28 protein-coding genes and 1 tRNA gene are annotated in these 25,657 nt (G+C 61.0%); 15 read left to right on the top strand and 14 right to left on the bottom strand.

The features are described from left to right. The first annotated feature begins 26 nt into the window (after positions 1-26). The 3 genes from argJ to AC1D1J_RS09600 are packed head-to-tail and all read left to right on the top strand — an operon-like array spanning position 27 to position 2,684. Positions 27-1,268 (top strand): bifunctional glutamate N-acetyltransferase/amino-acid acetyltransferase ArgJ, encoded by a 1,242-nt coding sequence (gene argJ, locus AC1D1J_RS09610; RefSeq protein ID WP_477694560.1) that lies wholly within the window; start codon positions 27-29, stop codon positions 1,266-1,268. 13 nt (positions 1,269-1,281) lie between these two features. Next, positions 1,282-2,247, top strand: coding sequence for an ATP-binding protein (locus tag AC1D1J_RS09605; RefSeq protein ID WP_477694559.1), 966 nt, complete (start codon positions 1,282-1,284; stop codon positions 2,245-2,247). Continuing rightward, positions 2,244-2,684 carry an NUDIX domain-containing protein gene (locus AC1D1J_RS09600; RefSeq protein WP_477658581.1) on the top strand — a complete coding sequence of 147 codons (441 nt, stop codon included), beginning with the start codon at positions 2,244-2,246 and terminating at the stop codon, positions 2,682-2,684. Before AC1D1J_RS09605 ends, AC1D1J_RS09600 begins: the two co-directional genes overlap by 4 nt. 527 nt (positions 2,685-3,211) lie before the next feature. Here AC1D1J_RS09600 and AC1D1J_RS09595 read toward each other — a convergent pair. After that, a complete protein-coding gene (locus AC1D1J_RS09595) occupies positions 3,212-3,886 on the bottom strand; it encodes a lytic transglycosylase domain-containing protein (protein WP_477694558.1) in 675 nt (224 codons plus the stop codon). A 7-nt stretch (positions 3,887-3,893) separates the two neighbouring features. Continuing rightward, positions 3,894-5,636 carry a proline--tRNA ligase gene (locus tag AC1D1J_RS09590; protein ID WP_477694557.1) on the bottom strand — a complete coding sequence of 581 codons (1,743 nt, stop codon included), beginning with the start codon at positions 5,634-5,636 and terminating at the stop codon, positions 3,894-3,896. A gap of 160 nt (positions 5,637-5,796) precedes the next feature. On the opposite strand from AC1D1J_RS09590, the gene AC1D1J_RS09585 reads away from it, so the two are divergent. Both AC1D1J_RS09585 and AC1D1J_RS09580 read left to right on the top strand, forming a co-directional pair. After that, on the top strand, positions 5,797-6,501 hold the full coding sequence (locus AC1D1J_RS09585; protein WP_477694556.1) for an RNA pyrophosphohydrolase: 705 nt from the start codon (positions 5,797-5,799) through the stop codon (positions 6,499-6,501). Continuing rightward, on the top strand, positions 6,498-7,004 hold the full coding sequence (locus AC1D1J_RS09580) for a CNP1-like family protein (RefSeq protein ID WP_477686058.1): 507 nt from the start codon (positions 6,498-6,500) through the stop codon (positions 7,002-7,004). The genes AC1D1J_RS09585 and AC1D1J_RS09580 overlap by 4 nt, the downstream gene beginning before the upstream one ends. 42 nt (positions 7,005-7,046) lie before the next feature. Here the strand turns inward: AC1D1J_RS09580 and proB are convergent, their stop codons facing one another. The 4 genes from proB to rplU form a co-directional block, all read right to left on the bottom strand. Beyond that, positions 7,047-8,183 (bottom strand): glutamate 5-kinase, encoded by a 1,137-nt coding sequence (gene proB, locus AC1D1J_RS09575; protein ID WP_477694555.1) that lies wholly within the window; start codon positions 8,181-8,183, stop codon positions 7,047-7,049. A gap of 106 nt (positions 8,184-8,289) precedes the next feature. Further along, positions 8,290-9,366 carry an Obg family GTPase CgtA gene (cgtA, locus tag AC1D1J_RS09570; protein ID WP_477649123.1) on the bottom strand — a complete coding sequence of 359 codons (1,077 nt, stop codon included), beginning with the start codon at positions 9,364-9,366 and terminating at the stop codon, positions 8,290-8,292. Positions 9,367-9,485: 119 nt separating this feature from the next. Further along, the gene (gene rpmA, locus AC1D1J_RS09565) at positions 9,486-9,743 is read right to left on the bottom strand and encodes a 50S ribosomal protein L27 (protein WP_122955354.1); all 258 of its coding nucleotides are present in this window, start codon (positions 9,741-9,743) and stop codon (positions 9,486-9,488) included. Positions 9,744-9,770: 27 nt separating this feature from the next. Further along, positions 9,771-10,082: a 50S ribosomal protein L21 gene (gene rplU, locus AC1D1J_RS09560; protein ID WP_122955355.1), complete on the bottom strand. Its 312-nt coding sequence runs from the start codon at positions 10,080-10,082 to the stop codon at positions 9,771-9,773. Between the two features lie 194 nt (positions 10,083-10,276). Here rplU and AC1D1J_RS09555 point away from each other — a divergent pair, with 194 nt between their 5' ends. The 9 genes from AC1D1J_RS09555 to AC1D1J_RS09515 all read left to right on the top strand — a co-directional run bounded on the left by AC1D1J_RS09555 (position 10,277) and on the right by AC1D1J_RS09515 (position 17,401). Then, the gene (locus AC1D1J_RS09555; protein WP_477686057.1) at positions 10,277-11,260 is read left to right on the top strand and encodes a polyprenyl synthetase family protein; all 984 of its coding nucleotides are present in this window, start codon (positions 10,277-10,279) and stop codon (positions 11,258-11,260) included. Between the two features lie 13 nt (positions 11,261-11,273). Next, a tRNA-Pro gene (locus tag AC1D1J_RS09550) sits at positions 11,274-11,350 on the top strand. Positions 11,351-11,485: 135 nt separating this feature from the next. Next, positions 11,486-13,219: a type IV-A pilus assembly ATPase PilB gene (pilB, locus tag AC1D1J_RS09545; protein WP_477686056.1), complete on the top strand. Its 1,734-nt coding sequence runs from the start codon at positions 11,486-11,488 to the stop codon at positions 13,217-13,219. An 80-nt stretch (positions 13,220-13,299) separates the two neighbouring features. After that, on the top strand, positions 13,300-14,520 hold the full coding sequence (locus tag AC1D1J_RS09540; protein ID WP_477694554.1) for a type II secretion system F family protein: 1,221 nt from the start codon (positions 13,300-13,302) through the stop codon (positions 14,518-14,520). Next, the gene (locus tag AC1D1J_RS09535) at positions 14,520-15,371 is read left to right on the top strand and encodes a prepilin peptidase (RefSeq protein WP_477694553.1); all 852 of its coding nucleotides are present in this window, start codon (positions 14,520-14,522) and stop codon (positions 15,369-15,371) included. Before AC1D1J_RS09540 ends, AC1D1J_RS09535 begins: the two co-directional genes overlap by 1 nt. 6 nt (positions 15,372-15,377) lie before the next feature. Continuing rightward, positions 15,378-15,989 (top strand): dephospho-CoA kinase, encoded by a 612-nt coding sequence (coaE, locus tag AC1D1J_RS09530; RefSeq protein ID WP_477694552.1) that lies wholly within the window; start codon positions 15,378-15,380, stop codon positions 15,987-15,989. Positions 15,990-16,034: 45 nt separating this feature from the next. Beyond that, the gene (zapD, locus tag AC1D1J_RS09525; RefSeq protein ID WP_477650967.1) at positions 16,035-16,790 is read left to right on the top strand and encodes a cell division protein ZapD; all 756 of its coding nucleotides are present in this window, start codon (positions 16,035-16,037) and stop codon (positions 16,788-16,790) included. A 70-nt stretch (positions 16,791-16,860) separates the two neighbouring features. Next, positions 16,861-17,067: a DNA gyrase inhibitor YacG gene (locus AC1D1J_RS09520; protein WP_477649824.1), complete on the top strand. Its 207-nt coding sequence runs from the start codon at positions 16,861-16,863 to the stop codon at positions 17,065-17,067. Positions 17,068-17,128: 61 nt separating this feature from the next. Continuing rightward, positions 17,129-17,401 carry a hypothetical protein gene (locus AC1D1J_RS09515; RefSeq protein WP_477686052.1) on the top strand — a complete coding sequence of 91 codons (273 nt, stop codon included), beginning with the start codon at positions 17,129-17,131 and terminating at the stop codon, positions 17,399-17,401. Between the two features lie 45 nt (positions 17,402-17,446). On the opposite strand, the gene grxD is transcribed toward AC1D1J_RS09515, so the two are convergent. From grxD to hemA, 4 genes are all read right to left on the bottom strand, one after another. After that, entirely contained in the window at positions 17,447-17,779 is a 333-nt protein-coding gene (gene grxD, locus AC1D1J_RS09510) for a Grx4 family monothiol glutaredoxin (protein ID WP_457279670.1), read from the bottom strand. A 110-nt stretch (positions 17,780-17,889) separates the two neighbouring features. Next, positions 17,890-18,777, bottom strand: coding sequence for a peptide chain release factor N(5)-glutamine methyltransferase (gene prmC / locus AC1D1J_RS09505; RefSeq protein WP_477694551.1), 888 nt, complete (start codon positions 18,775-18,777; stop codon positions 17,890-17,892). Positions 18,778-18,867: 90 nt separating this feature from the next. After that, positions 18,868-19,989, bottom strand: coding sequence for a peptide chain release factor 1 (gene prfA / locus AC1D1J_RS09500; RefSeq protein WP_477694550.1), 1,122 nt, complete (start codon positions 19,987-19,989; stop codon positions 18,868-18,870). A 106-nt stretch (positions 19,990-20,095) separates the two neighbouring features. Then, positions 20,096-21,385: a glutamyl-tRNA reductase gene (gene hemA, locus AC1D1J_RS09495; protein WP_477686049.1), complete on the bottom strand. Its 1,290-nt coding sequence runs from the start codon at positions 21,383-21,385 to the stop codon at positions 20,096-20,098. A 137-nt stretch (positions 21,386-21,522) separates the two neighbouring features. Between hemA and AC1D1J_RS09490 the strand changes: the two genes are divergently transcribed. Then, the gene (locus tag AC1D1J_RS09490; protein WP_477694549.1) at positions 21,523-21,813 is read left to right on the top strand and encodes a hypothetical protein; all 291 of its coding nucleotides are present in this window, start codon (positions 21,523-21,525) and stop codon (positions 21,811-21,813) included. Positions 21,814-21,964: 151 nt separating this feature from the next. On the opposite strand, the gene ugpQ is transcribed toward AC1D1J_RS09490, so the two are convergent. From ugpQ to ugpA, 4 genes are all read right to left on the bottom strand, one after another. After that, on the bottom strand, positions 21,965-22,720 hold the full coding sequence (gene ugpQ, locus AC1D1J_RS09485) for a glycerophosphodiester phosphodiesterase (RefSeq protein WP_477694548.1): 756 nt from the start codon (positions 22,718-22,720) through the stop codon (positions 21,965-21,967). 42 nt (positions 22,721-22,762) lie between these two features. Then, a complete protein-coding gene (locus tag AC1D1J_RS09480) occupies positions 22,763-23,782 on the bottom strand; it encodes a sn-glycerol-3-phosphate import ATP-binding protein UgpC (protein WP_477686046.1) in 1,020 nt (339 codons plus the stop codon). Between the two features lie 62 nt (positions 23,783-23,844). Further along, positions 23,845-24,696: a sn-glycerol-3-phosphate ABC transporter permease UgpE gene (ugpE, locus tag AC1D1J_RS09475; protein WP_477669825.1), complete on the bottom strand. Its 852-nt coding sequence runs from the start codon at positions 24,694-24,696 to the stop codon at positions 23,845-23,847. A gap of 36 nt (positions 24,697-24,732) precedes the next feature. Next, positions 24,733-25,614, bottom strand: coding sequence for a sn-glycerol-3-phosphate ABC transporter permease UgpA (ugpA, locus tag AC1D1J_RS09470; protein ID WP_477686045.1), 882 nt, complete (start codon positions 25,612-25,614; stop codon positions 24,733-24,735). Between the last annotated feature and the right edge of the window lie 43 nt (positions 25,615-25,657).

The raw sequence follows: 25,657 nt of genomic DNA, 5'->3' as shown, positions 1-25,657 counted from the left end.
ACCCTGATTTTCCGGAGTCCTGGAACATGCCCGTCAATCTGGTTGCCACACCCGCCGCGGACCTTTACCCTGTGCCCGGCGTGCGCTGGGGCATTACCGAAGCGGGCATCCGCAAGGCCAATCGAAAAGACCTTTCGGTGCTGCTGCTCGACGAGGGGGCCTCGGTAGGTGCCGTCTTCACGCAGAACCGCTTTTGTGCGGCGCCCGTGCAGATCTGCCGTGAGCACCTGGCCAAAAATGACGGCAAAACAGCCGGCATACGCGCCATGCTCATCAACACCGGCAATGCCAACGCCGGCACCGGTGACGATGGCCTGAACCGTGCGCATGCCAGCTGCATTGCGCTGGCCCGCCTGCTGGACATTGCGCCCGAGCAGATCCTGCCGTTTTCCACCGGCGTCATCATGGAGCCGCTGCCCAACGACCGCATCGCGGCGGGCCTGCCGGCCGCGCTGGAAGCCGCCAGGGCCGACAACTGGGGCAACGCCGCCGAAGCCATCATGACGACGGATACCGTTGCCAAAGCTTTCTCCGCGCGCGTCAAGATTGCAGGCGCCGACATCACCATCACCGGCATCAGCAAGGGCGCCGGCATGATCCGACCCAACATGGCCACCATGCTCGGCTTCATGGCGACGGATGCCTGTATCGAGCAGGGACTGATGGCGCAACTGGCCACGGAACTTGCTGAGGGCTCCTTCAACCGCGTGACGGTTGACGGCGACACCTCGACCAACGACTCCTTCGTCGTGATGGCCACCAACAAGGCGAAACACCCGCCCATCACCTCGCTGGACAGCGCGGAAGGCAAGGCCCTGCGCGCCGCCATGCTGGACATTGCCCGCAAGCTGGCGCAAGCCATCGTTCGTGACGGCGAAGGCGCGACCAAGTTCATGACCATTCAGGTCGAAGGCGGCAAGACCGGCGAAGAGTGCCGCAAGGTGGCCTACGCCATTGCGCATTCGCCGCTGGTGAAAACCGCCTTCTTCGCCAGCGACCCCAACCTCGGCCGCATCCTGGCGGCCGTCGGTTACGCCGGCATCGACGACCTGGACCAGACGAAGATCGATTTGTACCTGGACGATGTGCTGGTCGCCAAAAACGGCGGCCGCCACCCTGGCTACGTGGAGGCCGACGGCCAGCGCGTGATGAAACAAAGCGAGATCACCGTGCGCGTGGTGCTGGGCCGCGGCAATGCAGCCGACACGGTCTGGACCTGTGACCTGTCTTACGACTACGTCAAGATCAACGCCGATTACCGCAGTTAATCAGCACACTCCCATGAACGAGCAGTTTGAACGCCTGATTACCCGCGTCGAGTCCCTGATGGCGCGGATTGAATCCGTGTTGCCGCAACCGCTCACCGCACCCGACTGGAGCGCGTCCATTGCCTACCGCTACCGCAAGCGCAGCTCCGGCCACGGCTCGCTGGAGCCGGTGCGCCACATCGGCAACATGAGCCTGGGCGACCTCAAGGAAATCGAGGACCAGAAGGAAAAGATCCGGCGTAACACCGAGCAGTTCGTCAGCGGCAAGCCCGCCAACAACGTGCTGCTGACCGGCGCCCGCGGCACCGGCAAGTCTTCGCTGATCAAGGCCTGCCTCAATGAATATGCGGCGCGCGGCCTGCGGCTGATCGAGGTCGACAAAGCCGACCTGACCGACCTGCCGGACATCGTCGATGTGGTGTCCGGGCTGCCTGAAAAATTCATCGTCTTTTGCGACGACCTGAGTTTTGAAGAAGGCGAGCCGGGCTACAAGGCGCTCAAGTCCATCCTCGATGGCTCTGTTGCGGCGGCCACGCCCAATGTGCTGATCTACGCGACCAGCAACCGGCGCCACCTGCTGCCCGAGTACATGACGGAAAACCTCACCTACACCCACGGTGACGACGGCGAGGTGCATCCCGGTGAAGTGGTCGAGGAAAAGATTTCGCTGTCGGAGCGCTTCGGCCTCTGGGTCAGTTTTTACCCCTTCACCCAGGACGAATACCTGACCATCGTCGCGCAGTGGCTGTCGTCTTTTGGTGTGGGCCCCGATGCGATCGCGGCCGCGAGGCCCGCATCACTGGTCTGGGCGCTGGAGCGTGGTTCGCGCAGCGGCCGCGTGGCCTACCAGTTCGCCCGCGACTACGCCGGACGCGACAGCGCCAGCCGGCCCGTGGCGGCTGCGCCCATCGCGGCGTATGAGCGGCCGGGCGCGGCTGCTGCGGCTCCATCTGACCAAGCTCCAGACCACTCCACATGAGCGTGCTGGTCGCCGACGGCGAGCGCCCGCGCGAGGGCGGTGTGGACCGCAAGGTAGTCGACGTGGCCGTCGGCGTGCTGATTCGCCCCAATGGCGATTTCCTTCTGACCTCACGCCCACCGGGCAAGGTCTACGAAGGTTATTGGGAATTCCCCGGCGGCAAGCTCGAAGCCGGTGAAACCGTCGAGCAGGCCCTGCGCCGCGAGCTGCAAGAGGAAATCGGCGTCACCATAGGCGCCGCCCAGCCCTGGAAAGTCGAAATGGTCGACTACCCGCACGCCTTGGTGCGCCTCAATTTCTGCAAGGTCTTCGACTGGACCGGCGAGCTCCACATGCACGAAGGCCAGTCGTTTGCCTGGCAAAACCTGCCGGTCACAGTGCAGCCAGTGCTGCCGGGCACGGTGCCTGTACTCGACTGGTTTGCCGCAGAAAAATAGAACACCCCCGTTCAGGCTCACTGCGTGTAGCCTGCTCCCCCCTTGCAGGGGGCGGCGCCTGCGGACTGGCAGAGCCAGTTCCGCGGCCCCTGCTGGCAAGACAGCCGACCGCTATTAAATTTATAGCTGCTTGCGCCCGCCAGTATTGGTCTAGAGGCACTATTCATGGGTAAAAAGAGGCTCAAAAGCCCTTTTTGGGCGCCAAAACACCCCTTCAAAATCTGTTGTCTCGGCCGAAAAACAGCGTCAAAACCCGATTTTCAGGCATCAAATAGGGCCTCAGCCCAATATTGGCGAGCGCGAGTAGCTATTGAATTGATAGCGCCATACTGTATCAAGCTGGGGCCGCGGAACTGGCTTTGCCAGGCCGCAGGCGCCGCCCCCTGAAAGGGGGGAGCAGGCTACACGCAGTGAGCCTGAACGGGGGTGTACCGATGGCACCGCGGAACCGGCTTTGCCGGGCCGCAGGCGCCGCCCCCTGCAAGGGGGAAAGGGGCTACACGCAGTGAGCCCCGATGGGGGTGTGCCTAGAACTCCCAGGCTTTGCTCGCCCCCATCACGGCATTGGGGTAGGGCGACTTGCCCCGCGATCCGTTGTAGCGGCCCAGGCCCATGAAGAGGTCGCCGCGTTCGCGGTCCAGGTAGTGGCGCAGGATCACGCAGCCAAAGCGCAGGTTGGTCTGCATGTGAAAGAGTTTGGAGGGGTCGCCGTCGCCGATCACACGCGTCCAGAAAGGCATGACCTGCATGTAGCCGCGCGCGCCGACGTTGCTAACCGCGAATTTGCGGAAATTGCTTTCGACCTGGATCAGGCCCAGCACCAGCGTCACGTCCAGCCCGGCGCGGCGGCTTTCATACCAGACAGTCTGCAAAAACTCCTTGCGGATCTGCCACTCGGGCTTCTTCTTCTTGAGGCGGTCGCTCATGGCACCCAGCCAGCGCAAGTAGGCGAGCCGGCTTTCGGTGTCCTTGAACTCGGGCACGGGAGGCGCCTGGTTGGCGATGGCCGAGCTCAGCGCGGTGCGCACCGAGTCGATCAGCGGCTCTTCAACCTGCGCGCCGGCATGCGCCTGCTGCGCCAGCAGCAGTGGGCTGAGGGCGATGGGCAGGGCCTGCAGGCAGCTTCGCCTGGAAATCCCCTGCGCCCTGGCCTGGGCGGCAGCTTCGGATGCGGACAGGGTCAGTGAGCGCACGGAAACCATTGGAGCGTCAAAGCGCCAGCTTTCCCTTGAGGAAATCAAATGCGCCGGCAACGTCGATCTTGCTGGAAGCCGCATCGCGCCGGTGCTGGTATTCGAGCTGGCCGTCTTTGAGGCCGCGGTCGCCGATGGTGACGCGGTGCGGCACGCCAATCAGTTCCCAGTCGGCAAACATGGCGCCGGGCCGTTCGCCGCGGTCATCCAGGATCACGTCCACGCCGGCTGCAAGCAGTTCGGCGTAAAGCTTGCTGGCGGCCGCTTCGACTTCGGGAAAGCGGTCGGGGCTGATGGGGCACAGCACCACGGTGAAGGGCGCAATCGCGTCGGGCCAGATGATGCCGCGCTCGTCGTGGTTCTGCTCAATGGCGGCGGCCGGCAGGCGCGTGATGCCGATGCCGTAGCAACCCATTTCCAGGAACTGGGGCTTGCCGTTTTCACCGAGGAAGGTGGCGTTCATGGCCTGGCTGTATTTGGTGCCGAGGTAGAACACGTGGCCGACCTCGATGCCGCGCTCGATCACCAGCGCGCCCTTACCGTCGGGCGAAGGGTCGCCCGCAACCACGTTGCGGATGTCGGCCACCAGTTCGGGCTCGGGCAGGTCGCGGCCCCAGTTGACGCCGGTGGTGTGAAAGTCCAGTTCGTTGGCGCCGCACACCCAGTCGGCCATGGCCGCGACTTCGCGGTCCGCCACCAGCTTGACGGGCTTCTTCAGGTTGAGCGGGCCGAGGTAGCCGGGCTTGCAGCCGAAATGGTCTTCAATCTCCGGCAGGGTGGCAAAGCGGAAGTCCGCCAGGCCCGGCACCTTGCCAACCTTGACTTCGTTCATGTCGTGGTCGCCGCGCAGCAGCAGCAGCCAGACCTGCGTCTTGACGATCTTGCCGGTTTCATCCATCTGGTCAGTGGCCAGCACCAGCGACTTGACGGTGGAAGCGAGCGGGATGCCCAGCAGCTCGGCCACGTCGGCGCAGGTGGCTTTGCCGGGCGTGGCGGTTTTGGTCAGCGCCTGGGAGGCTGCCCTGCGCACGCCCTGGGGCGCCAGCGCTTCGGCTTTTTCCATGTTGGCCGCGTAGTCGCTGCCGGGGCAATACACGATGGCGTCTTCGCCGGTGGCGGCGATCACCTGGAACTCTTCGCTGAGGTCGCCGCCAATGGCGCCGCTGTCCGCCGCGACGGCGCGGTAGGTCAGGCCGAAGCGGTCAAAAATCTTGCGGTAAGCCCCGGCCATGACCTGGTAGCTGGCCTTGGCGCTCGCCTGGTCGCGGTCAAAGCTGTAGGCATCCTTCATGATGAACTCGCGTCCGCGCATCAGGCCGAAGCGCGGACGGCGTTCGTCGCGGAACTTGGTCTGGATCTGGTACAGGTTTTTCGGCAGCTGCTTGTAGCTCTTGATGTCCTGGCGCATCACGTCGGTGACGACTTCCTCGCTGGTCGGCTGGACGACAAAGTCGCGGCCGTGGCGGTCCTTGATGCGCAGCAGCTCGGGGCCCATTTTTTCAAAGCGGCCGGTTTCCTGCCAGAGCTCGGCCGGCTGGATCACCGGCATGGTCATTTCGATGGCGCCGGCGCGGTTCATTTCCTCGCGCACGATGGCCTCGACCTTGCGGATTACGCGCAGGCCCATCGGCATGTAGTTGTACACGCCGGCGCCCAGTTTCTTGATCATGCCGGCCCGCATCATGAGCTGGTGGCTGACGACTTCCGCGTCGGCAGGCGCTTCCTTGAGGGTGGAAATAAAGAACTGGGAGGCTTTCATGGGCGGTTTTCGGGGATTCCGGGGTTGGAAAAAAGGATGGAAAAGCGTCGAAAAATGAACGAAAAGGAAACGGGAAAGGGGTGCTGCAGCCCGCCGTGCGCTTGGCGCTGGGGCCTTCGCTGTGCATAATGGACTCAGTTTAAAAAATTGAGGTTTGATTATGCTTGACCGGGACGGCTTTAGGCCCAACGTCGGCATCATCTTGCTCAACCAGAGAAGTCAGGTATTTTGGGGCAAACGTATCCGTACCCACTCGTGGCAGTTTCCGCAGGGTGGCATTGACCGGGGCGAAAATCCCGAGCAGGCCATGTACCGCGAGTTGCATGAAGAAGTGGGGCTGTTGCCGCAGCATGTGAGTGTGCTGGCCCGAACCCGAGACTGGTTGCGCTATGAGGTGCCTGACCGGTTCATCCGCCGCGATGCGCGCGGACATTACAAAGGCCAGAAACAAATCTGGTTCCTGCTGCAACTGGTCGGCCACGACTGGGACTTGAACCTGCGCGCAACAGACCATCCGGAGTTCGATGCCTGGCGCTGGAACGACTACTGGGTGCCGCTGGACGTGGTGGTCGAGTTCAAGCGCGGCGTGTACGAAATGGCCCTGACCGAGCTGTCGCGGTTCGTTCCGCGCACGGACGCGCGTTTCGAGCAACGCCCCGACCACCGCAACCGCTATTTGCGCGGGGGCTTGCATCAGCGTGACCACGCGGGCCAGGCCGGCGAGGGCGGTTTTCCGCCCGCTGGCGAGCCCTTTCATGCACCACTGACACGGCTGGGAGCGTCTTTTGAATTGCCGCCCGGCGCCACTTTTGAACCCGATCCGCAGACCAGCCTGGATGCGAACAGCCAACCAACCAAACCATGAATCTCAAACCCGCCCTTGTGGCCGCCGCCCTTTTGCTGGGGATCAGCTTTACGTCGTGGGCCCAGACCCCGATGGAAGACCCCGAGTGGAAGGAGGACAGCGTCTCGGCGCCGCCGGCCTTCGACCTCACCAAACTCGTCACGTTTGAGGTGTCGCCCAATTCCCAGCTGGTGTACGGTGTGGACCCTGCGACTATTCAGATTTCGAACAAGGACAGCGTCGTGCGCTACGTGATCGTGGCCTCGAATTCCAGCGGCGCACGCAATGTGATGTACGAAGGCATTCGCTGCAGCACCGGCGAATTCAAGACCTATGCCCGTTATTCGGACGGTAAATGGACCAACGTCAGCAATCCCGAATGGAAGTCGGTGTTCGGCAATATGCCGTCCAAGCATGCTTTTCGTTTGGCCAGGGCCGGCGCCTGCGACAGCGCGGCACCTGTGCAAACAGTGGACCTGATGGTGTCGCGGCTGAAGAACCCGAATTTCAGGACCCGGGAATAGGCGAGGGCGAGCGGCTGCGACGCCGCGTGGCGCCCGACAAACCTAGCGGGTCAATACCAGGTTGGTGCGGTGAACCATTTCAGGCTCGCCGGTGTAGCCCAGCAGTTTCTCGAACTCTGACGATGCCTTGCGGCAGATCATGCGGGCTTCGGCGCTCGAATAATTGGCCAGGCCGCGCGCGATCTCGGCGCCTCCGGGGTCCCTGACGGCAATGACATCGCCGCGTGAAAACTCCCCCTGAACGGCTGTCATGCCGATGGGCAGCAGGCTTTTGCCCTCGTCGCGTACCTTGCCCACGGCGCCTGCGTCCACGGTGACGGAACCCCGCATTTGCAGGTGATCGGCCATCCATTGTTTGCGTGCCTGCATCTTCTGGGTTTGCGCCACCAGCAACGTGCCGATGGGCTCGCCCCGGGTCAGCCGAACCAGCGCTTGCGGCTCGCGGCCCCAGGCGATAACTGTCGATGCGCCTGAGCCCGCGGCGCGTTTGGCGGCCAGGATCTTGGTGATCATGCCGCCCTTGCCGATGCTGGAACCTGCGCCTCCCGCCATGGTCTCCAGCGCTGCGTCGCCGGCCTTGGCCTCATGCACAAACTGCGCAGCCGGGTCCTTGCGCGGATCGGCGGTGTAGAGGCCGCGCTGGTCTGTGAGGATGACCAGCGCGTCGGCTTCCACCAGGTTGGCGACCAGTGCGCCCAATGTGTCGTTGTCGCCAAACTTGATCTCGTCGTTGACGACGGTGTCGTTTTCATTGATGACCGGCACCACGCCAAGCTGCAACAGCGCCAGCAGGGTGGAGCGCGCATTGAGGTAGCGTTCGCGGTCTGCCAGGTCGGCGTGCGTCAGCAGGACCTGGGCGCTGCCGATACCGTTTTCGCGCAGCTTGGTCTCATAGACCTGTACCAGCCCCATCTGGCCCACGGCGGCGGCGGCCTGCAATTCATGGATGGCCTTGGGCCGCGTCGCCCAGCCCAGGCGTTTCATGCCCTCGGCAATGGCGCCACTGCTGACCATGATGACCTCCCGGCCGTCCTTCACGAGGGCTGCCAGCTGCTCGCACCACTGGCCGATGGCCACGGAATCCAGCCCGCGCCCCTCGTTGGTGACCAGGCTGGAGCCAACCTTCACCACGATGCGTTTGGCGTTGCGCAGGACCAGGGAGCCGGTTTGTTCTTGCATTTAAGTGTATTTTAGGGCTCTAGCCCAATCAGGGCGGGCGCAAGCAGCTATCGTTTATATAGCAAATGCCGGCGGCGTTTGCCCGGAAATCAGCGGGGAAAGGCCGTTACGGGGATTCCGGCGGCAGTTCGGCAAATCGCGGATCAACCTCTTCCACCGGCTGTTCGCTTTTCTGGACGCTCTTCACATGCTGGTAAATGGTTTTGACCAACTGCTCGCAACCCTCGCGCGTCAAGGCCGAGATTTCGAAGACGGGGCCTTTGAACTTGAAGCGCTTGACGAAGTCCTTCACCAGCGCGGCACGTTTGTCCTTGTCCACCATGTCGAGCTTGTTGAGGACGAGCCAGCGTGGTTTGTCGTAAAGGGCTTCGTCGTATTTTTTGAGTTCACCCACAATGGCTTTTGCCTGCGCCACCGGGTCCACGCCTTCATCGAAAGGCGCCATGTCGACAATATGCAACAGCAGACGTGTGCGCTGCAGGTGCCGGAGGAACAGGTGGCCCAGGCCGGCGCCTTCCGAAGCACCCTCGATCAGGCCGGGAAGATCTGCCACCACGAAGCTTTGTTCCGGGCCCACGCGTACCACGCCGAGGTTGGGATGCAGGGTGGTGAACGGGTAGTCTGCAATGCGCGGGCGCGCGTTCGACACGGCCGAAATGAAGGTGGACTTGCCGGCATTGGGCATGCCCAGCAAGCCGACGTCGGCCAGTACCTTGAGTTCGAGCTTGAGGCTCTTGCGCTCGCCGGGCCAGCCGGGTGTCTTGCTGCGTGGCGCGCGGTTGGTCGAGCTTTTGAAGCGCAGGTTGCCGAAGCCGCCGTCGCCGCCCTTGGCGATCAGCACCTGTTCGCCGGGGACCAGCAGTTCGTACAGTACTTCCCCGGTTTCACCGTCGGTCAGGATGGTCCCGACTGGCATCTTGAGGATGATGTCGTCGCCCTTGGCGCCGAACATGTCTGAACCCATGCCGTGCTGGCCGTTACGGGCCTCGTGGCGGCGTGAAAACCGGAAGTCGACCAGGGTGTTCAGGTTGATGTCGGCCACCGCGTACACATGGCCGCCGCGTCCGCCGTCGCCGCCGTTTGGGCCGCCGAACTCCTTGTACTTTTCGTGGCTGAAGGAGACGCAGCCACTCCCGCCATCGCCTGCGGCAATGTCAATAAAGGCTTCGTCAACAAATTTCATGATGGAGTGCTGCGGTTAAAACAGGGGGCGTCAGGGGCCGGAGATCAAGTTTACAAACAAAAAAGCCCCGACAGGTCGGGGCTTCGTTTCAGTCGAAGTGACTTATCGAAGTGATCAGCTTACGCCGGGGTCACATTCACGGTGTGCTTGTTCAGCGCACCCTTGACGGAAAACGAGACCGAGCCGTCAACCAGCGCGAACAGCGTGTGGTCTTTGCCGATGCCGACATTGACGCCTGGGTGGAACTTGGTGCCGCGCTGGCGCACAATGATGCTGCCTGCGTTAATGACTTCACCGCCAAATTTCTTGACGCCGAGCATTTTGGGCTGTGAATCACGCCCGTTTCGCGTAGAGCCGCCGCCTTTTTTCTGTGCCATTTTTCGTTACTCCTGGTACGTCCCTGCTTAACCGGCGATGGCGCCGATTTGCAGTTCCGTGTAGTTTTGCCGGTGGCCCTGACGCTTTTGGTAGTGCTTGCGACGGCGCATTTTGAAAATGCGAACCTTGTCGTGCCTACCCTGGGAAAGGACAGTGACTGTAACAGTGGCGCCGGACACCAAGGGCGTACCAACCGTGATTGTGCTGCCGGTGCCGACAGCCAATACCTGGTCAATAACGATCTCTTGGCCTACGTCCGCAGCAATCTGTTCTACTTTAATTTTTTCTCCAGTAGCAACCTTGTATTGTTTGCCACCGGTTTTTATGACCGCGTACATGTAAGACCTCGTAATTTGAGTTCTGCAGACGGATTTCCGCAGAGCCCAATATTCTAGCATGGAGGTGCCAAATTGGCCAGAAGTGCCGTTTTACGGCTTTCAGGCGGTGGTTGCAGGTTGCGGCAGCGCCTCCGGACAGAGGGGGCTTCCTATAATCTGCCCAAACTTACCATCTCTCAACATCTGGATCCCCTTTGTCCGTCAACTCTTCAAGCACTGCCGCAGCCCTAGCCCTGATTGCCGACGACATGCGTGGGATGGACGCGGTCATCGAGCGGCGGCTCAAATCCGACGTGCCATTGGTCAGCCAGGTGTCGCAGTACATCGTGGCAGCTGGCGGCAAGCGACTTCGTCCCGCCCTGCTGCTGCTGCTGTGCGGTGTGCTGGGGTACCGGGGTGAACAACGCCACAACCTCGCGGCCGTGGTGGAATTTATCCATACGGCAACTTTGCTGCATGACGACGTGGTGGACGAATCCACCTTGCGCCGGGGCCGCACGACCGCCAACGAAGCCTTCGGCAACCCTGCCAGTGTTCTGGTGGGGGACTTCCTCTATTCCCGGGCGTTCCAGATGATGGTCGAAGCCGGCGATATGCGTGTCATGCAGACACTTGCCGAAGCGACCAACGTGATCGCCGAGGGCGAGGTGCTGCAACTTATGAACATGCACGACGCGACACTGTCGGAGGAGGGGTACCTCCGGGTGATTCGCTCCAAGACGGCCAAACTATTCGAAGCCAGCGCCCGCCTGGCGGCCTTGCTGGCCCAGTCGCCGCCAGCCATTGAGCAAAGCTGCGCAGACTACGGCCAGGCACTGGGCACCGCATTCCAGGTGATCGACGACGTGCTGGACTACGACGGGGATGTGTCTGAAATGGGGAAGAACCTGGGCGACGATTTACGCGAAGGCAAGGCGACACTTCCGCTGATCATCGCCATGCAGCGAGGTACCGAGGCTGAGCGTACGACCATCCGGCAGGCAATTGAGACGGGTGGCACGGACCAGATGGCACAGATCATCGCCATCGTGCAACAGACCGGAGCGCTGCAGGCCACCCGGGATGCTGCGGCTGTAGAAGCACAGCGCGCGCTGAATGCCTTGCAGGCCCTGCCCCAAAACATTTACAGTAATGCCCTGATGCAGCTGGCCTCCCAATTGCTGGAAAGGCGTTTCTGACGGTTGCCGGGATCGGGGTGTAGCTTAGCCTGGTAGAGCGCTACGTTCGGGACGTAGAGGCCGGAGGTTCGAATCCTCTCACCCCGACCAGAAATGTCCTGGCCTTGGCCATATGTGTGCGTTTCTTCGCATACTTCCAACGCCGGGCAGGCCTCTGGCGCGTTTTCGATTTACACCTTGTAATCTATAAGCGATGATACCCATTTAAGCCCATTCAGATTACCCATGGCCGCTGTCGACACCGCTATCAACCAACCGCCATCGATGGCACTGCCGGGTCTAGGCCGGGCCTTGGTGATTGCGGGGAAACTGGGCCAAAAGGCCGCTGAAGACATCTTTCGCAAAGCCCAAACGGGCCGCACCAGCTTTATTGCCGAACTGACAGGCTCCGGGGCGGTTTCTGCGTTTGACCTTGCGCACACCATGTCAACCGCCTTTGCAGCGCCTTTGCTTGACCTGGATGCCATAGACATACAGCGCCTGCCCAAGGGGCTGCTTGATTCCAAGATTTGTGCAACATACCGCATCGTTGTGCTGAGCAAGCGCAATAACCGGCTGATTGTTGCAACGGCAGATCCTTCTGACCAGGAGGCGGCCGAAAAAATCAAGTTTTCCACCCAGATGGGGGTTGACTGGGTCATCGCCGAATACGACAAGTTGTCCAAGCTGTCGGAAGTGTCCAACACCAGCGCCTCCGAAGCGATGGAAAGCATCATCGGCGACGACTTTGAGTTTGATGAAACCAGTGCGGATTCTGGTGCAGTCGAAGACGAGGCTGGCGTTTCCGAGGTTGAGGATGCGCCCGTTGTCAAGTTCCTTCAGAAGATGCTGCTGGACGCTTTCAGCATGCGTGCCTCTGACCTGCATTTCGAGCCGTTTGAACACACCTACAGGGTTCGCTTCCGGGTGGACGGTGAATTGCGTGAAATCGCATCACCGCCGGTAGCCATCAAGGAAAAACTCGCCGCGCGTATCAAGGTCATCTCCAAGCTGGATATCTCTGAAAAGCGTGTGCCGCAGGACGGCAAGATGAAGCTCAAGATCGGCCCCGATCGCGTCATCGACTTCCGGGTGAGCACTCTGCCGACCATGTACGGTGAAAAGATCGTTATCCGTATCCTGGACCCGAGCAGCGCCAAGCTGGGCATCGATGCGCTGGGATACGAGACGATCGAAAAAGAGCGTCTGATGGCCGCCATTCAGAGGCCCTACGGCATGGTGCTGGTGACAGGGCCTACCGGTTCCGGTAAAACCGTCTCGCTTTACACCTGCCTGAATATCCTGAACAAGCCAGGTGTCAACATCGCTACGGCGGAAGATCCGGCTGAAATTACCTTGCCAGGCGTCAACCAGGTCAGCATGAATGACAAGGCCGGCATGACTTTTTCAGTCGCGCTCAAGGCCTTTTTGCGGCAGGATCCGGACATCATCATGGTCGGTGAGATTCGGGATCTTGAAACCGCCGACATTGCCATCAAGGCTGCCCAGACGGGGCACATGGTCATGTCCACGCTGCATACCAATGATGCACCCACCACGTTGACGCGTATGCGCAACATGGGTATTGCGCCTTTTAATATCGCTTCCAGCGTAATCCTGATCACCGCCCAGCGCCTTGCCCGCCGGCTTTGCCCAAACTGCAAGGCGCCTGCAGATATCCCCCGCGAGACATTGTTGGAGGCCGGTTTTAAAGAGGAGGACGTCGACGGTTCGTGGACACCGTATCGGCCCGTGGGTTGCTCCATGTGCACAAATGGTTACAAGGGCCGTGTCGGTATTTATCAGGTGATGCCGATTTCCGAAGAAATCCAGCGTATCGTCCTTCGCGACGGAAGCGCCTTGGAAATCGCTGCGCAGGCCGAACTCGAAGGGGTCAGAAGCCTGCGCCAATCCGGATTGCAAAAAGTTAAACTCGGAATGACGTCACTGGAAGAGGTTTTGGGTTGCACGAATGTTTAAATTTACGCGCGTAAAGTTTTGATCAATCGGCGTCTGTAGCGAAAGGTGGCTTGGGCCATCGATAAAACGAGAAAACCATCATGGCAACTGCAGCATCTGTCAAAGGCGTCAAGGAATTTGTTTTTGAGTGGGAGGGCAAGGACCGCGGCGGCAAACAGGTTCGAGGCGAGATCCGGGCCGCCGGAGAAAATCAGGTCAAAGCCTCCCTGCGCCGCCAGGGCGTTTTGCCCACCAAGATCAAAAAACGCAGCATGCGCTCCGGCAAGAAGATCAAGCCGAGGGACATCGCCATCTTTACCCGCCAGCTCGCTACCATGATGAAAGCGGGCGTCCCGCTTTTGCAGTCGTTTGATATTGTGGGACGCGGCAACGCGAATGCCAGTGTCACCAAGCTACTCAACGATGTGCGCACGGACGTGGAAACCGGCACCTCCCTGAGTGCGGCCTTTCGCAAATACCCGATGTATTTCAATGCCCTGTATTGCAATCTGGTCGAGGCCGGTGAAGCTGCAGGTATTCTGGAATCCCTGCTGGACCGCCTTGCGGTCTACATGGAGAAAACCGAGGCCATCAAATCGAAAATCAAGTCGGCCCTGATGTATCCCATTTCGGTGGTGATTGTGGCCTTTGTGGTGGTCGCGGTGATCATGATTTTTGTGATTCCCGCATTCAAGAGCGTGTTTTCCTCGTTCGGTGCGGACTTGCCGGCGCCTACCCTGTTTGTCATTGCGGTCAGTGAATTTTTTGTGGCCTATTGGTGGCTTATTTTTGGGGGCATCGGGGGGGGGGTTTACTTTTTCTTCCAGGCCTGGAAGCGCAATGAAAAAATGCAGAAGGTGATGGACAGGGTGCTGCTCAAGGTGCCTGTCTTTGGTGCCTTGATTGAAAAATCGTGTATTGCCCGCTGGACCCGTACCTTGTCCACGATGTTTGCTGCCGGTGTCCCACTGGTTGAGGCGCTGGATTCCGTCGGTGGCGCGTCTGGCAACTCCCTTTATGCCGAGGCCACCGAGAAAATCCAGCWGGAGGTCTCCACGGGCACCAGCCTGACGGCCGCGATGGGCAATGCGAATCTGTTCCCGACCATGGTGTTGCAGATGTGCGCTATCGGTGAGGAATCCGGCTCCGTCGATCACATGCTCGGTAAGGCCGCCGACTTTTATGAAGCGGAAGTCGACGAGATGGTGGCCGGCCTTTCGAGCCTGATGGAGCCCATCATCATTGTGTTTTTGGGTACCCTTATTGGCGGCATCGTGGTATCGATGTATCTGCCCATTTTCAAGTTGGGTCAAGTCGTTTGATGGGTACGGGTATGGGCCCGGCGTTTGATGCGTCGCTGGCCGGCATCCTGGGCCTGCTGATTGGCAGTTTCCTGAATGTCGTGATTTACCGCCTCCCCAAAATGATGGAGCGGCAATGGGCGCAGGAATGCGCGGAACTGGCTGGGCATCCAGCAGAACCTTCCGACAAGTTCAATCTGCTGGTGCCACGCTCACGGTGCTCCAGTTGCGGCCATGCCATCCGCTGGTACGAGAACATTCCGGTAGTCAGTTACGTGTTTCTGCGAGGCAAGTGTTCGGTATGCGGCTCGCCCTACGGTATGCGCTACCCAGTCGTGGAAGCGGTGACGGGCACCCTGTTCTTCTTTTGTGTGTGGCGTTGGGGTTGGTCGCTGACTGCGCTGGGCTGGTGCGGCTTTTCGGCCGCACTGCTGGCCCTGGCGATGATCGACTGGGACACCACGCTGCTGCCGGACGATATCACCTTGCCTTTGCTGTGGGCCGGCCTGATCGTCGCAGCCCTGCAGTGGAACCCTTCGGTTAGCCTGCCAACGGCCTTATGGGGTGCCGTCGCTGGCTACCTGTCTCTGTGGCTGGTGTACTGGGCCTTCAAACTGGCCACCGGCAAGGAAGGCATGGGCTATGGCGACTTCAAGCTTTTCGCCGCACTCGGTGCCTGGTTCGGCTGGCCTGCGCTGGTTCCCATGATCCTGATGGCTTCGGTGATTGGTGCTGTCATAGGTATTGCGTTGAAGTTTTCCATGGGCTTGCGCGAGGGCGGTTATGTGCCCTTTGGGCCTTTCCTGGCCGGTGCGGGTTTCACGGCCATGATTTTTGGGCCGCAATCCATTTTGCGATTTGCTGGTCTGTGAGATGCCATGTCCCGTGCAGCCCTGCGTATTGGACTGACCGGTGGCATAGGCAGCGGTAAAAGCACGATTGCCGGTATTCTGGTTGCCCACGGCGCGGCGGTGGTGGATGCTGATGCCATTTCCCGTGCGGTCACGGCAGCCGGCGGGGCGGCTGTGCCGGAAATTGCAGCACTGTTCGGCGGAGAACTGATCACTCCCGAAGGCGCCATGCACAGGGAGCGGATGCGACAGCTGGTCTTTGACGACCCGTCTGCGCGTCGCAGGCTCGAGTCCATCGTGCATCCCTGGGTAAGCCGGGAAACCTTGCACCAATATGGGCAAGCGGTCGCTGGCGGCAGTGCTTGTGTCATTTTTGACGTCCCGTTGCTGGTGGAGTCGGGGCGATGGCGGCAGCAGCTTGACCAGGTTCTGGTTGTGGATTGCAGTGAAAAGACACAGATTGACCGCGTGATGGCCCGAAACGGCTGGCCACGGGAGGTGGTGGAGAAAATCATGGCTGGCCAGGCAAGCCGCGCGCAGCGCCTGTCTGCGGCTGACATATGCCTCTATAACGATGGCTTGTCTCTGGCGAGCCTGGAAGCCCTGGTCCCACAGCTTGCCTGGCGCTTCGGGCTATGATGCGCAAACAAACCTCCTCATTTAAAGCCGACGAAATCTAGCGCTGTGATCCTTTACGAGTATCCTTTTCACGAACGAATACGCACTTACCTGCGACTTGAACACCTGTTTCGCCGTCTCGGTGAATTGGTGGAGCGTGAGAGCCCGACGGATCATCATTACGCGATCACGACCATTTTTGAAATCATGGATGTCGGCGCGCGGGCCGACCTGAAGACCGACGTGCTCAAGGACCTCGAGAAACAAAAACATGTTCTCAATGGTTACCGTGGCAACCCGGCCATTTCCGAAGCCGTTCTGGACGAGGTGACCGGCCAGCTTGAAGGCTGTTTTTCCGCTTTGAACAACCTGCCGGGCAAAGCCGGTCATTCCCTGACGGAAAACGACTGGCTGATGAGCATTCGCAGCCGTGTCGGCATCCCGGGCGGAACCTGTGAGTTTGACTTGCCGGCCTACTATGCGTGGCAGCACCTGGATACCGAGACACGCAAGCAAGACCTGCAGCGCTGGATTACGCCGCTGGTGCCGCTGGCCGAATCCATACGTGTACTGCTAACGCTGTTGCGCGACTCCGGGGCACCTCAAAAAGTGGTGGCGCCCGGCGGGCAATACCAGCAGACGTTGCCGCAGGGGCGTACCTTCCAGCTGTTGCGCCTGCGGATAGACCCGGCTTTGGGGCTGATTCCCGAAATCAGCGGTAACCGGCTGATTGTGTCGGTGCGCCTCATGCGTCACGGCAGCGACGACCGCCTGCACGCCAGCACCGAAGATTCTGCGTTTGAGCTGACGCTTTGCTCCTGATTTCAGGACTTGCTGCCTCCTCGCCATCACACCCGATTGATCCCCAGACCTGTCTACAAACATGCCTGCGATGAAGAAAGATTCCCCGCCTCTCAAACGGGTCGTATGCCCGGGCTGCGGCGGTGAAAGCATTTACGCACCCAGCAACCCTTTTCGCCCATTTTGCAGCGAGCGTTGCAAGAACATAGACTTGGGCGCCTGGGCCAGCGAAGGGTTCCGCCTGCCGGCTGATGTGCCACCTGATGATGAACAATTTGGCGACCCCAAGCTGCAATAAAGCTTGAGGCAAAACGCGGTGTCACCTGCGTTTGCGAAAGAATAAAAAGGGAGGAAAAAGTATGAACAGGAATTATTGCAATGCGCTGGCTGCCGTCGTGGCCATGGCGCTGCTGGGCGGTAATGTGCAGGCTCAATCGGCCCAGGATGGGGTAAAGCCCGCCAAGGCCAAAAAAACCAAAAAGACCACCGCTTCGCCTGGTGCGACAAATTCGGGTGGCAAGGTGAAATTCATCTCAGGGTCCGGGGAGACCCCCGGCCAGCGCGATGCCCGGCTCAAACGCGAATGCAAGGGCGCAGTGGATGCGGGTGCCTGCGCGGGCTACACGCGCTGATCCATCGATGGCGCCGGTGCAAAACCGGCACAACGTCTGCAATGCTCAGTTGGTGGTGGGGGTTCCTAGCACCTGTTGCAGCTCGCCGTTCTGGTACATCTCCATCATGATGTCCGAGCCGCCGATGAATTCGCCTTTCACGTAGAGCTGCGGAATGGTCGGCCAGTTGCTGAACTCCTTGATGCCGTGGCGGATTTCCTCGTCTTCCAGCACGTTCACGGTGGCGGGCTTATTCACGCCGCAGGCCTTCAGCACCTGGATGGCGCGACCGGAAAAACCGCACATCGGGAATTGGGCCGTGCCTTTCATGAAAAGGACCACATCGCTCGATTTGACGATTTCGGCGATGCGTTGCTGGGTAGGGTCTGTGGTGCTCATGGTGAATCCTTTTGGGTGTGGGCCGAAGCGACCGTGCCGGGCCGAAAAATGCGTTTCGGCGAGGCTGTTTCAAATAGATGGAATCTGGAAACCAGAATTCAACCTTCCGATTATCCCGCCGTTTGATTTCCCGTGTGGATTCGTCGTTCGCCGGGCCACAGCCCACCAGAACAGCGTTCAATGCCCGCCAGGTCCTGTCGGCTCTGAACCTGTACAAAGCCCTCCTGCGCCAGCAGTGACCGCACGGCTTCAGCCTGGTCGTAGCCGTGCTCCAGCAATAGCCAGCCGCCTGGCAGCAGGCAGGCGGGCGCCTTCCGGGTGATCTCCCGGATGTCGTCCAGCCCGTCCGGGCCGGCGGTCAGGGCTGACAGGGGCTCGTGAACCAGGGCAGCCAGATGTGGGTCAGCACTGGCAATGTAGGGCGGATTGCTGACGATCAGGTGAAGGTGCCCGCTGACTTCCTGCAGCCAGTGACTTTGAATGAAATCAATATCCAGGTTCAGGCGGGCCGCATTGCCTTTGGCGACATCAAGTGAGTGTGTACTCACATCTACGGCTGTAACGCGGCCCTGACGGCCGGTTTTCTGCAGGCTGTGGGCAATGGCCAGGGCAATGGCCCCGCTGCCGGTGCCGAGGTCCAGAATTCCCGGCTCGGGTGGCGTGCCGGGGGCCTGCAGCAGCTCAAGCGCCCAGCTCACCAGCGTTTCGGTGTCGGGGCGCGGCACCAGCACACGGGCATCCACCTGAAGTGTCAGGCCGAAAAACTCCTTGCTGCCCACGATATATGCCAGAGGTTCCCCGGCAGCACGGCGCAGGCATAGGGCCTGGAAATGCTGTGTGGCTTCTTCTGTCAGTTCGTCCGTATCGTGGGCCAACAGCCAGGCGCGGGCATGCTCGGGCTTGCCGAGCGCATGCAGCAACAACAACTGGGCATCCAGGCGGTCCAGCCGCAATGCCTGGGTGGCAGCCAGGGCTTGCGCGCAGGTAAGCCCGCTCAACTGAATCCCCTTGAAGCGCTATGAAAATAGTAGCTGCTTGCGCACATTCTGATTGGGCTGGAGGCCTTTTTGTTGCTCAACTGCTGACGTTCAGGCGCCATTGTTGGCGGTCTCAAGCTCCGCCAGCAGCTCGGCGCCGCGCGCCACCTGCAGGGCCGTGACCACATCGCCCAGGTCGCCTTCCATGATGGCCAGCAATTTGTACAGCGTCAGGTTGATGCGGTGGTCGGTCAGCCGCCCCTGCGGGAAGTTGTAGGTGCGGATGCGGTCGCTGCGGTCGCCCGTGCCCACCAGCCCCTTGCGCAGGGCGGCATCTTTGGCGGCGCGCTCGGAGCGGTCTTTTTCGTGGATGCGTGCGGTGAGCACCTTGAGCGCCTGGGCCTTGTTGCTGTGCTGGCTCCGCCCTTCCTGGCATTCCGCGACGATGCCGGTCGGAATATGCGTGATGCGCACGGCCGAATCCGTCTTGTTGATGTGCTGGCCGCCGGCACCGCTGGCACGGTAGGTGTCGATGCGCAGGTCGGCCGGGTTGATCTGGATGGCTACGGCTTCGTCCGGCTCCGGCATCACGGCCACCGTGCAGGCGCTGGTGTGGATGCGGCCTTGCGTTTCAGTGGCGGGCACGCGCTGTACGCGGTGGCCGCCTGACTCAAATCGCAGCTTGCCGTACACACCGACGCCCAGTGCATCCGTGGCGCCGTCAATGCGCAGCACGACTTCCTTGTAGCCGCCCAGCTCGCTGGATGACTCGCTGATGATTTCCACCTGCCAGCGGTTGCGCTCGGCAAAGCGGGTGTACATCCGGAACAGGTCGCCGGCAAACAGCGCCGATTCATCACCGCCGGTGCCGGCACGGATTTCGATGAAAGCCGCCCGTGCGTCATCGGGGTCCTTGGGGATCAACATCAGCTGCAAGGCTTCGTCAATCTCGGCGATATCGGCTTTGGCTGCAGCGATTTCTTCCTCCGCCATTCCCGCCATTTCCGGATCGTCTTTGGCTTCAGCCAGCATGCTTTCGGCGCTGCCGAGGTCGGCCTCGCGGCTGGTGAGCCGCAAATACTGGTCGGCGATCACACTCGCCTCGGCATGTTCCCGGGTCAGAGAGCGGAAGCGGTCCAGGTCGCTGACCACGTCGCTGGCGGACAGCAGCGCGTCCAGCTCGTGCAGCCGCAGCAGCTGGCGGTCCAGGGTTTGGCGAAGAAAAGGTTTCATGGGAATGGAGGACTGAAAAGGGGGGCCGCATGGCCGTCAACAACGACGCTCCGCCAGCGGAGCCACCGGCTTGCGCCGGCAGGGGGAGTCAGTGCGTTGGCGGTCGCTAACGCTCTTTGTCGCCGGACTGGATTTTGGGCAGCTGGCCGCGTAAAAACAGCCTGGATACGGTCTGTGCCGTGGCTTCGCGGCTGTTGGCGTCGCCCGCATGCAGCTCGGCCAGCGCGCCGTGCAGCATTTTCTGGGTGAGGCCGCGGGTCAGCGCGTCCAGCACCGTGTCGATGGGCTCGCCCCGGGCCAGCAGTTTTTTGGCCCGCACGATCTCGGCAGCGCGCCACTCATCGGTCTGCGCATTGAGCTGCTGGATCAGCGGCACGCTGCGGCGCTGGCCCAGCCAGTGCATGAAGTTCTGCACTCCGGCGTCGATGATGACCTCGGCTTGCGCCACGGCGGCCTTGCGGTTGTCCTTGCCGGTCTGCACCACGTGGGCCAGGTCGTCCACCGTGTAGAGGTAAATGTCAGGCAGCGCCTTGACTTCGGGTTCGATGTCGCGCGGCACGGCCAGGTCAACCATGAACATCGGGCGATGTTTGCGCAGCTTGACGGCGCGCTCGACAGCACCGAGGCCGATGATGGGGAGCGTACTGGCGGTGCAACTGATCACGGCGTCGAACTCATGCAGGCGGCTGGGCAAATCGGCCAGGCGCATCACTTCGGCGCCGAAGCGGCCGGCCAGCTTTTCGCCGCGCTCCAGCGTGCGGTTGGCAATCGCCATGGCCTTGGGGTTTTTGGCGGCGAAGTGGGTGGCCGCCAGGTCGATCATTTCGCCGGCGCCGACAAACAGCACCTTGATGTCGCTCAGGTCTTCAAACAGCTGGCCGGCCAGGCGTACGCTGGCCGCCGCCATGCTGATGCTGTGCGCGCCGATTTCGGTGCTGCTGCGCACTTCCTTGGCCACGGCAAAGGAGCGCTGAAAGAGCTGGTGCAGCGTGGTGCCCATGGCGCCTGCGTCTTCGGCGGCGCGCACGGCGTCCTTCATCTGGCCCAGGATTTGCGGCTCGCCCAGCACCATGGAATCGAGCCCGCTGGCCACGCGGAAAGCATGGCGGGCCGCTGCGTCGTCGTGCAGGGTATAGGCATGTGAGCGCAGCAGGGCGGGCGAGACGCCGCCACTGTGCGCCAGCCAGTCCAGCGTGTGGTCCAGGTCGTTCTTTTCGCCAGCGCAGTAGATTTCAGTGCGATTGCAGGTGGAGAGCAGCGTAGCCTCGGGCTGGCGGGCCAGCGACTCGCGCAAACCGCGCAAAGTGGGCTCGACCTGGTCCAGGGCGTAGGCGAACCGGCCGCGCAAATCGAGCGGTGCGGTGTTGTGGTTTAGCCCAAGGGCCCAGACTGACATCCTCCGATTATAAAATTGAAGCGGTCAGGCCGGTACAAAGGCCGGACAATCGCCCTGATAGTCCTTTTTTTGGCCGTTTTGAAGCTTGTTCTGGATCTGCTCTGAAGCCAGGCGAGTTTTTAACTACCCCTACGCGCATGACCTTTTACCTGCTGGCCAACCACCTGCTCAATCTTGTCCTGTCGGCCGCCGCGGTGGCCCTGCTGCTGGTGCTGGCAACTCGGCTTATGGGTGGATTATTTAGATCAAAAATGCCTTTAGCCCAGACCTGGTATGCGCAAGCAGCTATTGTTTTTGTAGTAAACGTGGTGGTGCTGGTGGCCGGGCTGGTGTTCTTCGGCCATGACGGGAAGATGCTGACGTATGCCGCCATGGTGGCCGGCGCGGCCGTCTGCCAGTGGGTCTTGCTAGGCGCCTGGCGGGCCTGAAAGGGGCTTTGTAAATCCAATTGCCGGGCGCATGGCTGCGTTGCGCGGTGCTCGGAATCCTCATGCACCCAAGTGCATTCCGGTGTCCTGCGCCCCGTGCGCCTTGCCCTGCACCCGGTAGTTGAATTTCTAAAGTCCCTTCGAATACCGATTACAAATCGGGCTTAAAAAGGTCCACCCGGTCCGTGATGATCGCGTCGGTGCCTAGGGCCAGCAGCCGCTGCACGTTCGCTTCGTCATTCACCGTATAGCTCAGCAACTTGAAGCCGGCTTTTTTGGCCTGGGTCACCGTATCGGCGTTCCAGAGCTTGTGGTTGCAGACGATGGCCACGCAGTCCAGGCCGGTCGCTGTTTCCAGCCAGTTGGCCGGGAGTTGGTCGAGCAGCAGGCCGCGTGGCAATTGGGGCTGGGCGCGTTTGGCCGCCTCCAGTGACAGTGGCTGAAAGGACGTCAGCAACGGTGGAACCGCCGTCCCCTGCCACAACCGTGCCGCTTCGTTGGCCACCACGGTGCCGGTGTGACTCTCGATGCCCGGTGTGGGCTTGATCTCGATATTGAGGAAGTAGCCCTTGTCCAGGCAAAAGCGGGCGATGCGCTCAAAGCTGGCGAGGCCCTCCGCGGCAAACGCCGGGGAATGCCAGCCGCCGGCGTCAAGCTTGGCCAGCGCCTCCCAGCTCAACTCGCCAGCCACACCTTTGCCGTTGCTGGTGCGCTCCAGCGTGGCGTCGTGCAGCAAAAAGGGAACGCCGTCGGCGCTCAGCTTCACATCGCACTCGAACATGCGGTAGCCATGGCTGGCGCCCAGCATGAAGGAGGCCAAAGTGTTTTCGGGAGCCAGCTTGCCGGCGCCACGGTGCGCTACCCAGCGCGGGTAGGGCCAGTTGGCCGCTGATACGGGGTTTGTCATGGGCGTGCTCAGGACCTGTGGAGACGAGACGAAAGCCGGAAATTAGATCCGTTTGCCCGTTTCCGAGTCAAACCAGTGCAGGCGGTCTGCACGCGGCGTAACGTGGATGGTCGCGCCGATTTCGGGGGCCGTTGACAGGCTTTCATCGGTGCGCACGATCAGGAATTCTTCACCCATGCGGCAATACACCAGGCGCTCAGCACCCAGCATTTCGATGGTGTCGACCTGCACCGCCCAGCCGGTGGCACCCACCGTCAGGTGCTCGGGGCGTATGCCCAGAATGGCGCCGGGCTTGCCGCCGAAGTCGGTGTTCGGCGCCTGCTTGAGCAAATTCATGGGCGGCGAGCCCATGAAGCTGGCCACAAAGGTGGTGGCGGGCCGGTTGTAAACCTCTTCGGGCGTACCGAACTGTTCCATGCGGCCGGCGTTCATCACCATCATGCGCTGGGCCAGCGTCATGGCCTCGACCTGGTCGTGGGTCACGAAGAGCGAGGTGATGCCGAGTTCGCGGTGCAACTTCTGGATCTCCAGGCGCGTCTGCACGCGCAGTTTGGCGTCCAGGTTGGACAGCGGCTCGTCGAACAAAAACACCTGCGGCTGGCGCACGATGGCGCGGCCCATGGCCACGCGCTGGCGTTGCCCGCCAGAAAGGGCGCGGGGTTTGCGGTCCAGCAGGTGGCCCAGTTCCAGAATCTTGGCGGCCTTGTCGACGCGCGTCTTGATTTCGTCTTTGGGCACCTTGGCGATCTTCAGGCCGTAGGCCATGTTGTCGAACACGCTCATGTGCGGGTAGAGGGCGTAGTTCTGGAACACCATGGCGATGTCACGCTCGGAAGGCTCCAGCTCGTTGACGACCTTGCCGCCAATGGAGATTTGCCCGTCGCTGACTTCTTCGAGTCCGGCCACCATGCGCAGCAGGGTGGACTTGCCGCAACCCGAAGGGCCGACGATGACGATGAACTCATGGTCGTTGATTTCGGCGTTCACGCCGTGAAGGACCTGCAGCATGTCTTTGCCGGAGCCGTAGCGCTTGATGATGTTGTTGAATGATAGGGATGCCATGTCTGTATTTCCGTTGTGTCTTGGTTGTTCTTGGCAGTCTGGGCCGCTCTGGGTTGCAGCTGTTATTTCTCGGTGTCGACCAGGCCCTTGACGAACCATTTCTGCATCAGCACCACCACCAGGGCGGGCGGCAGCATCGCCAGAATCGCGGTGGCCATGACCACGTTCCATTCGTTCTGGCCGTCGCCGCCGGCGATCATGCGCTTGATGCCAACGACCACCGGGTACATGTCTTCACTGGTCGTGGCCAGCAGCGGCCAGAGGTACTGGTTCCAGCCATAAATGAACTGGATGACGAAGAGCGCCGCGATCGAGGTTTTCGACAGTGGCAGCAGCACGTCAAAGAAAAAACGCATGGGGCTGGCGCCATCCATGCGCGATGCTTCGGTCAGCTCTTCTGGCACCGTCAGGAAAAACTGGCGGAACAAAAAGGTCGCCGTGGCCGAGGCAATCAGCGGCACTGTGAGGCCTGCATAGGTGTTGAGCATGTTCAAGTCCGACAACACCTTGTAGGTGGGCAAAATGCGCACCTCCACCGGCAGCATCAGTGTCACGAAGATGGCCCAGAAGCAGGTCTTCTTGAACGGAAACCGGAAGTACACGATGGCGAATGCCGACAGCAGCGAGATCGTGATCTTGCCGATGGCGATCACCATGGCTGTCACGAAGCTGACCCACATCATGTGCGCCACCGGTGCGTTGGAGCCGGCTGCCGATTCGCGCCCGAACAGCGCCGCCTTGTAACTGTCGAGCATGTTGGTGCCCGGCAGCATCGGCATGGGCGCCTGCACGATTTCCTGCGCCGTGTGGGTCGAGGCCACAAAGGCCAGGTAGAGGGGGAAGGCGACGATAAAGACGCCCAGGATCACGATGACGTGGGCGAGGATGCCGTGGGTTCCGCGTTTTTCAACCATGGTGGGCTCCCGTCGTGTTTTTTGTTGTCGTTTTCATCAGTATTGAACTTTCTTCTCGACGTAGCGGAACTGGATGACTGTCAAAGCCACCACGATCACCATCAGCACCACCGACTGCGCAGCCGAGCCGCCCAGGTCCATGGCCTTGAAGCCGTCGTAATACACCTTGTAGACCAGGATGGCCGTGTCCTTGCCTGGCCCGCCCTGCGTGGCGGCATCGACGATGGCAAAGGTGTCGAAGAAGGCATAGACCACGTTGATCACCAGCAGGAAGAAGGTCGTGGGCGATAGCAGCGGGAACTGGATGGTCCAGAAGCGGCGCCATGGGCGGGCACCGTCAATCGCAGCGGCCTCGATCAGCGATTTCGGTATGGACTGCAGGCCCGCCAGGAAAAACAGGAAGTTATAGGAAATCTGCTTCCACACCGAGGCCATCACGATCAGCGTCATGGCGTGGCCGGAGTCGAGCAGATGGTTCCAGTTGATGCCTATCTTGCCCAATGCATAGGCCACCACGCCGAGCGAGGGCGAAAACATGAAAACCCACAGCACGGCCGCCACAGCCGGGGCCACCGCGTAGGGCAACACGAGCATGGTTTTGTAGAACATGCCGCCGCGCACGATGCGGTCGGCAAACACCGCCAGCAACAGTGACAGGCTGATGCCGATGCCGGCGACCATCACTGAGAAAAAAGCGGTCGTCTTGAACGACTCGACGTAGCTCGGGTCATCCAGCAGTTGCCTGAAATTGTCCAGGCCGACGAACTCGATGGAGGTGCCGAAAGGATCTTGCTGTTGCAGCGACTGCAGCAGGGCCTGCCCCGCCGGCCAGAAGAAGAACACCAAAATGACCGCCATTTGCGGCAGCAGCAGCAGCCAGGGCAACCAGCTGGATCGGAAGACAACGCGTTTTTCCATAAGGCCTTCAGTGGGCAAAAACTTGTGAGTGCTAAAACATAAA

The sequence above is a fragment of the Polaromonas sp. P1_F8 genome, assembly GCF_056405635.1.
Note: the sequence above shows the minus strand (reverse complement) of the source record. Positions and strands in the feature narration are given on the sequence as shown.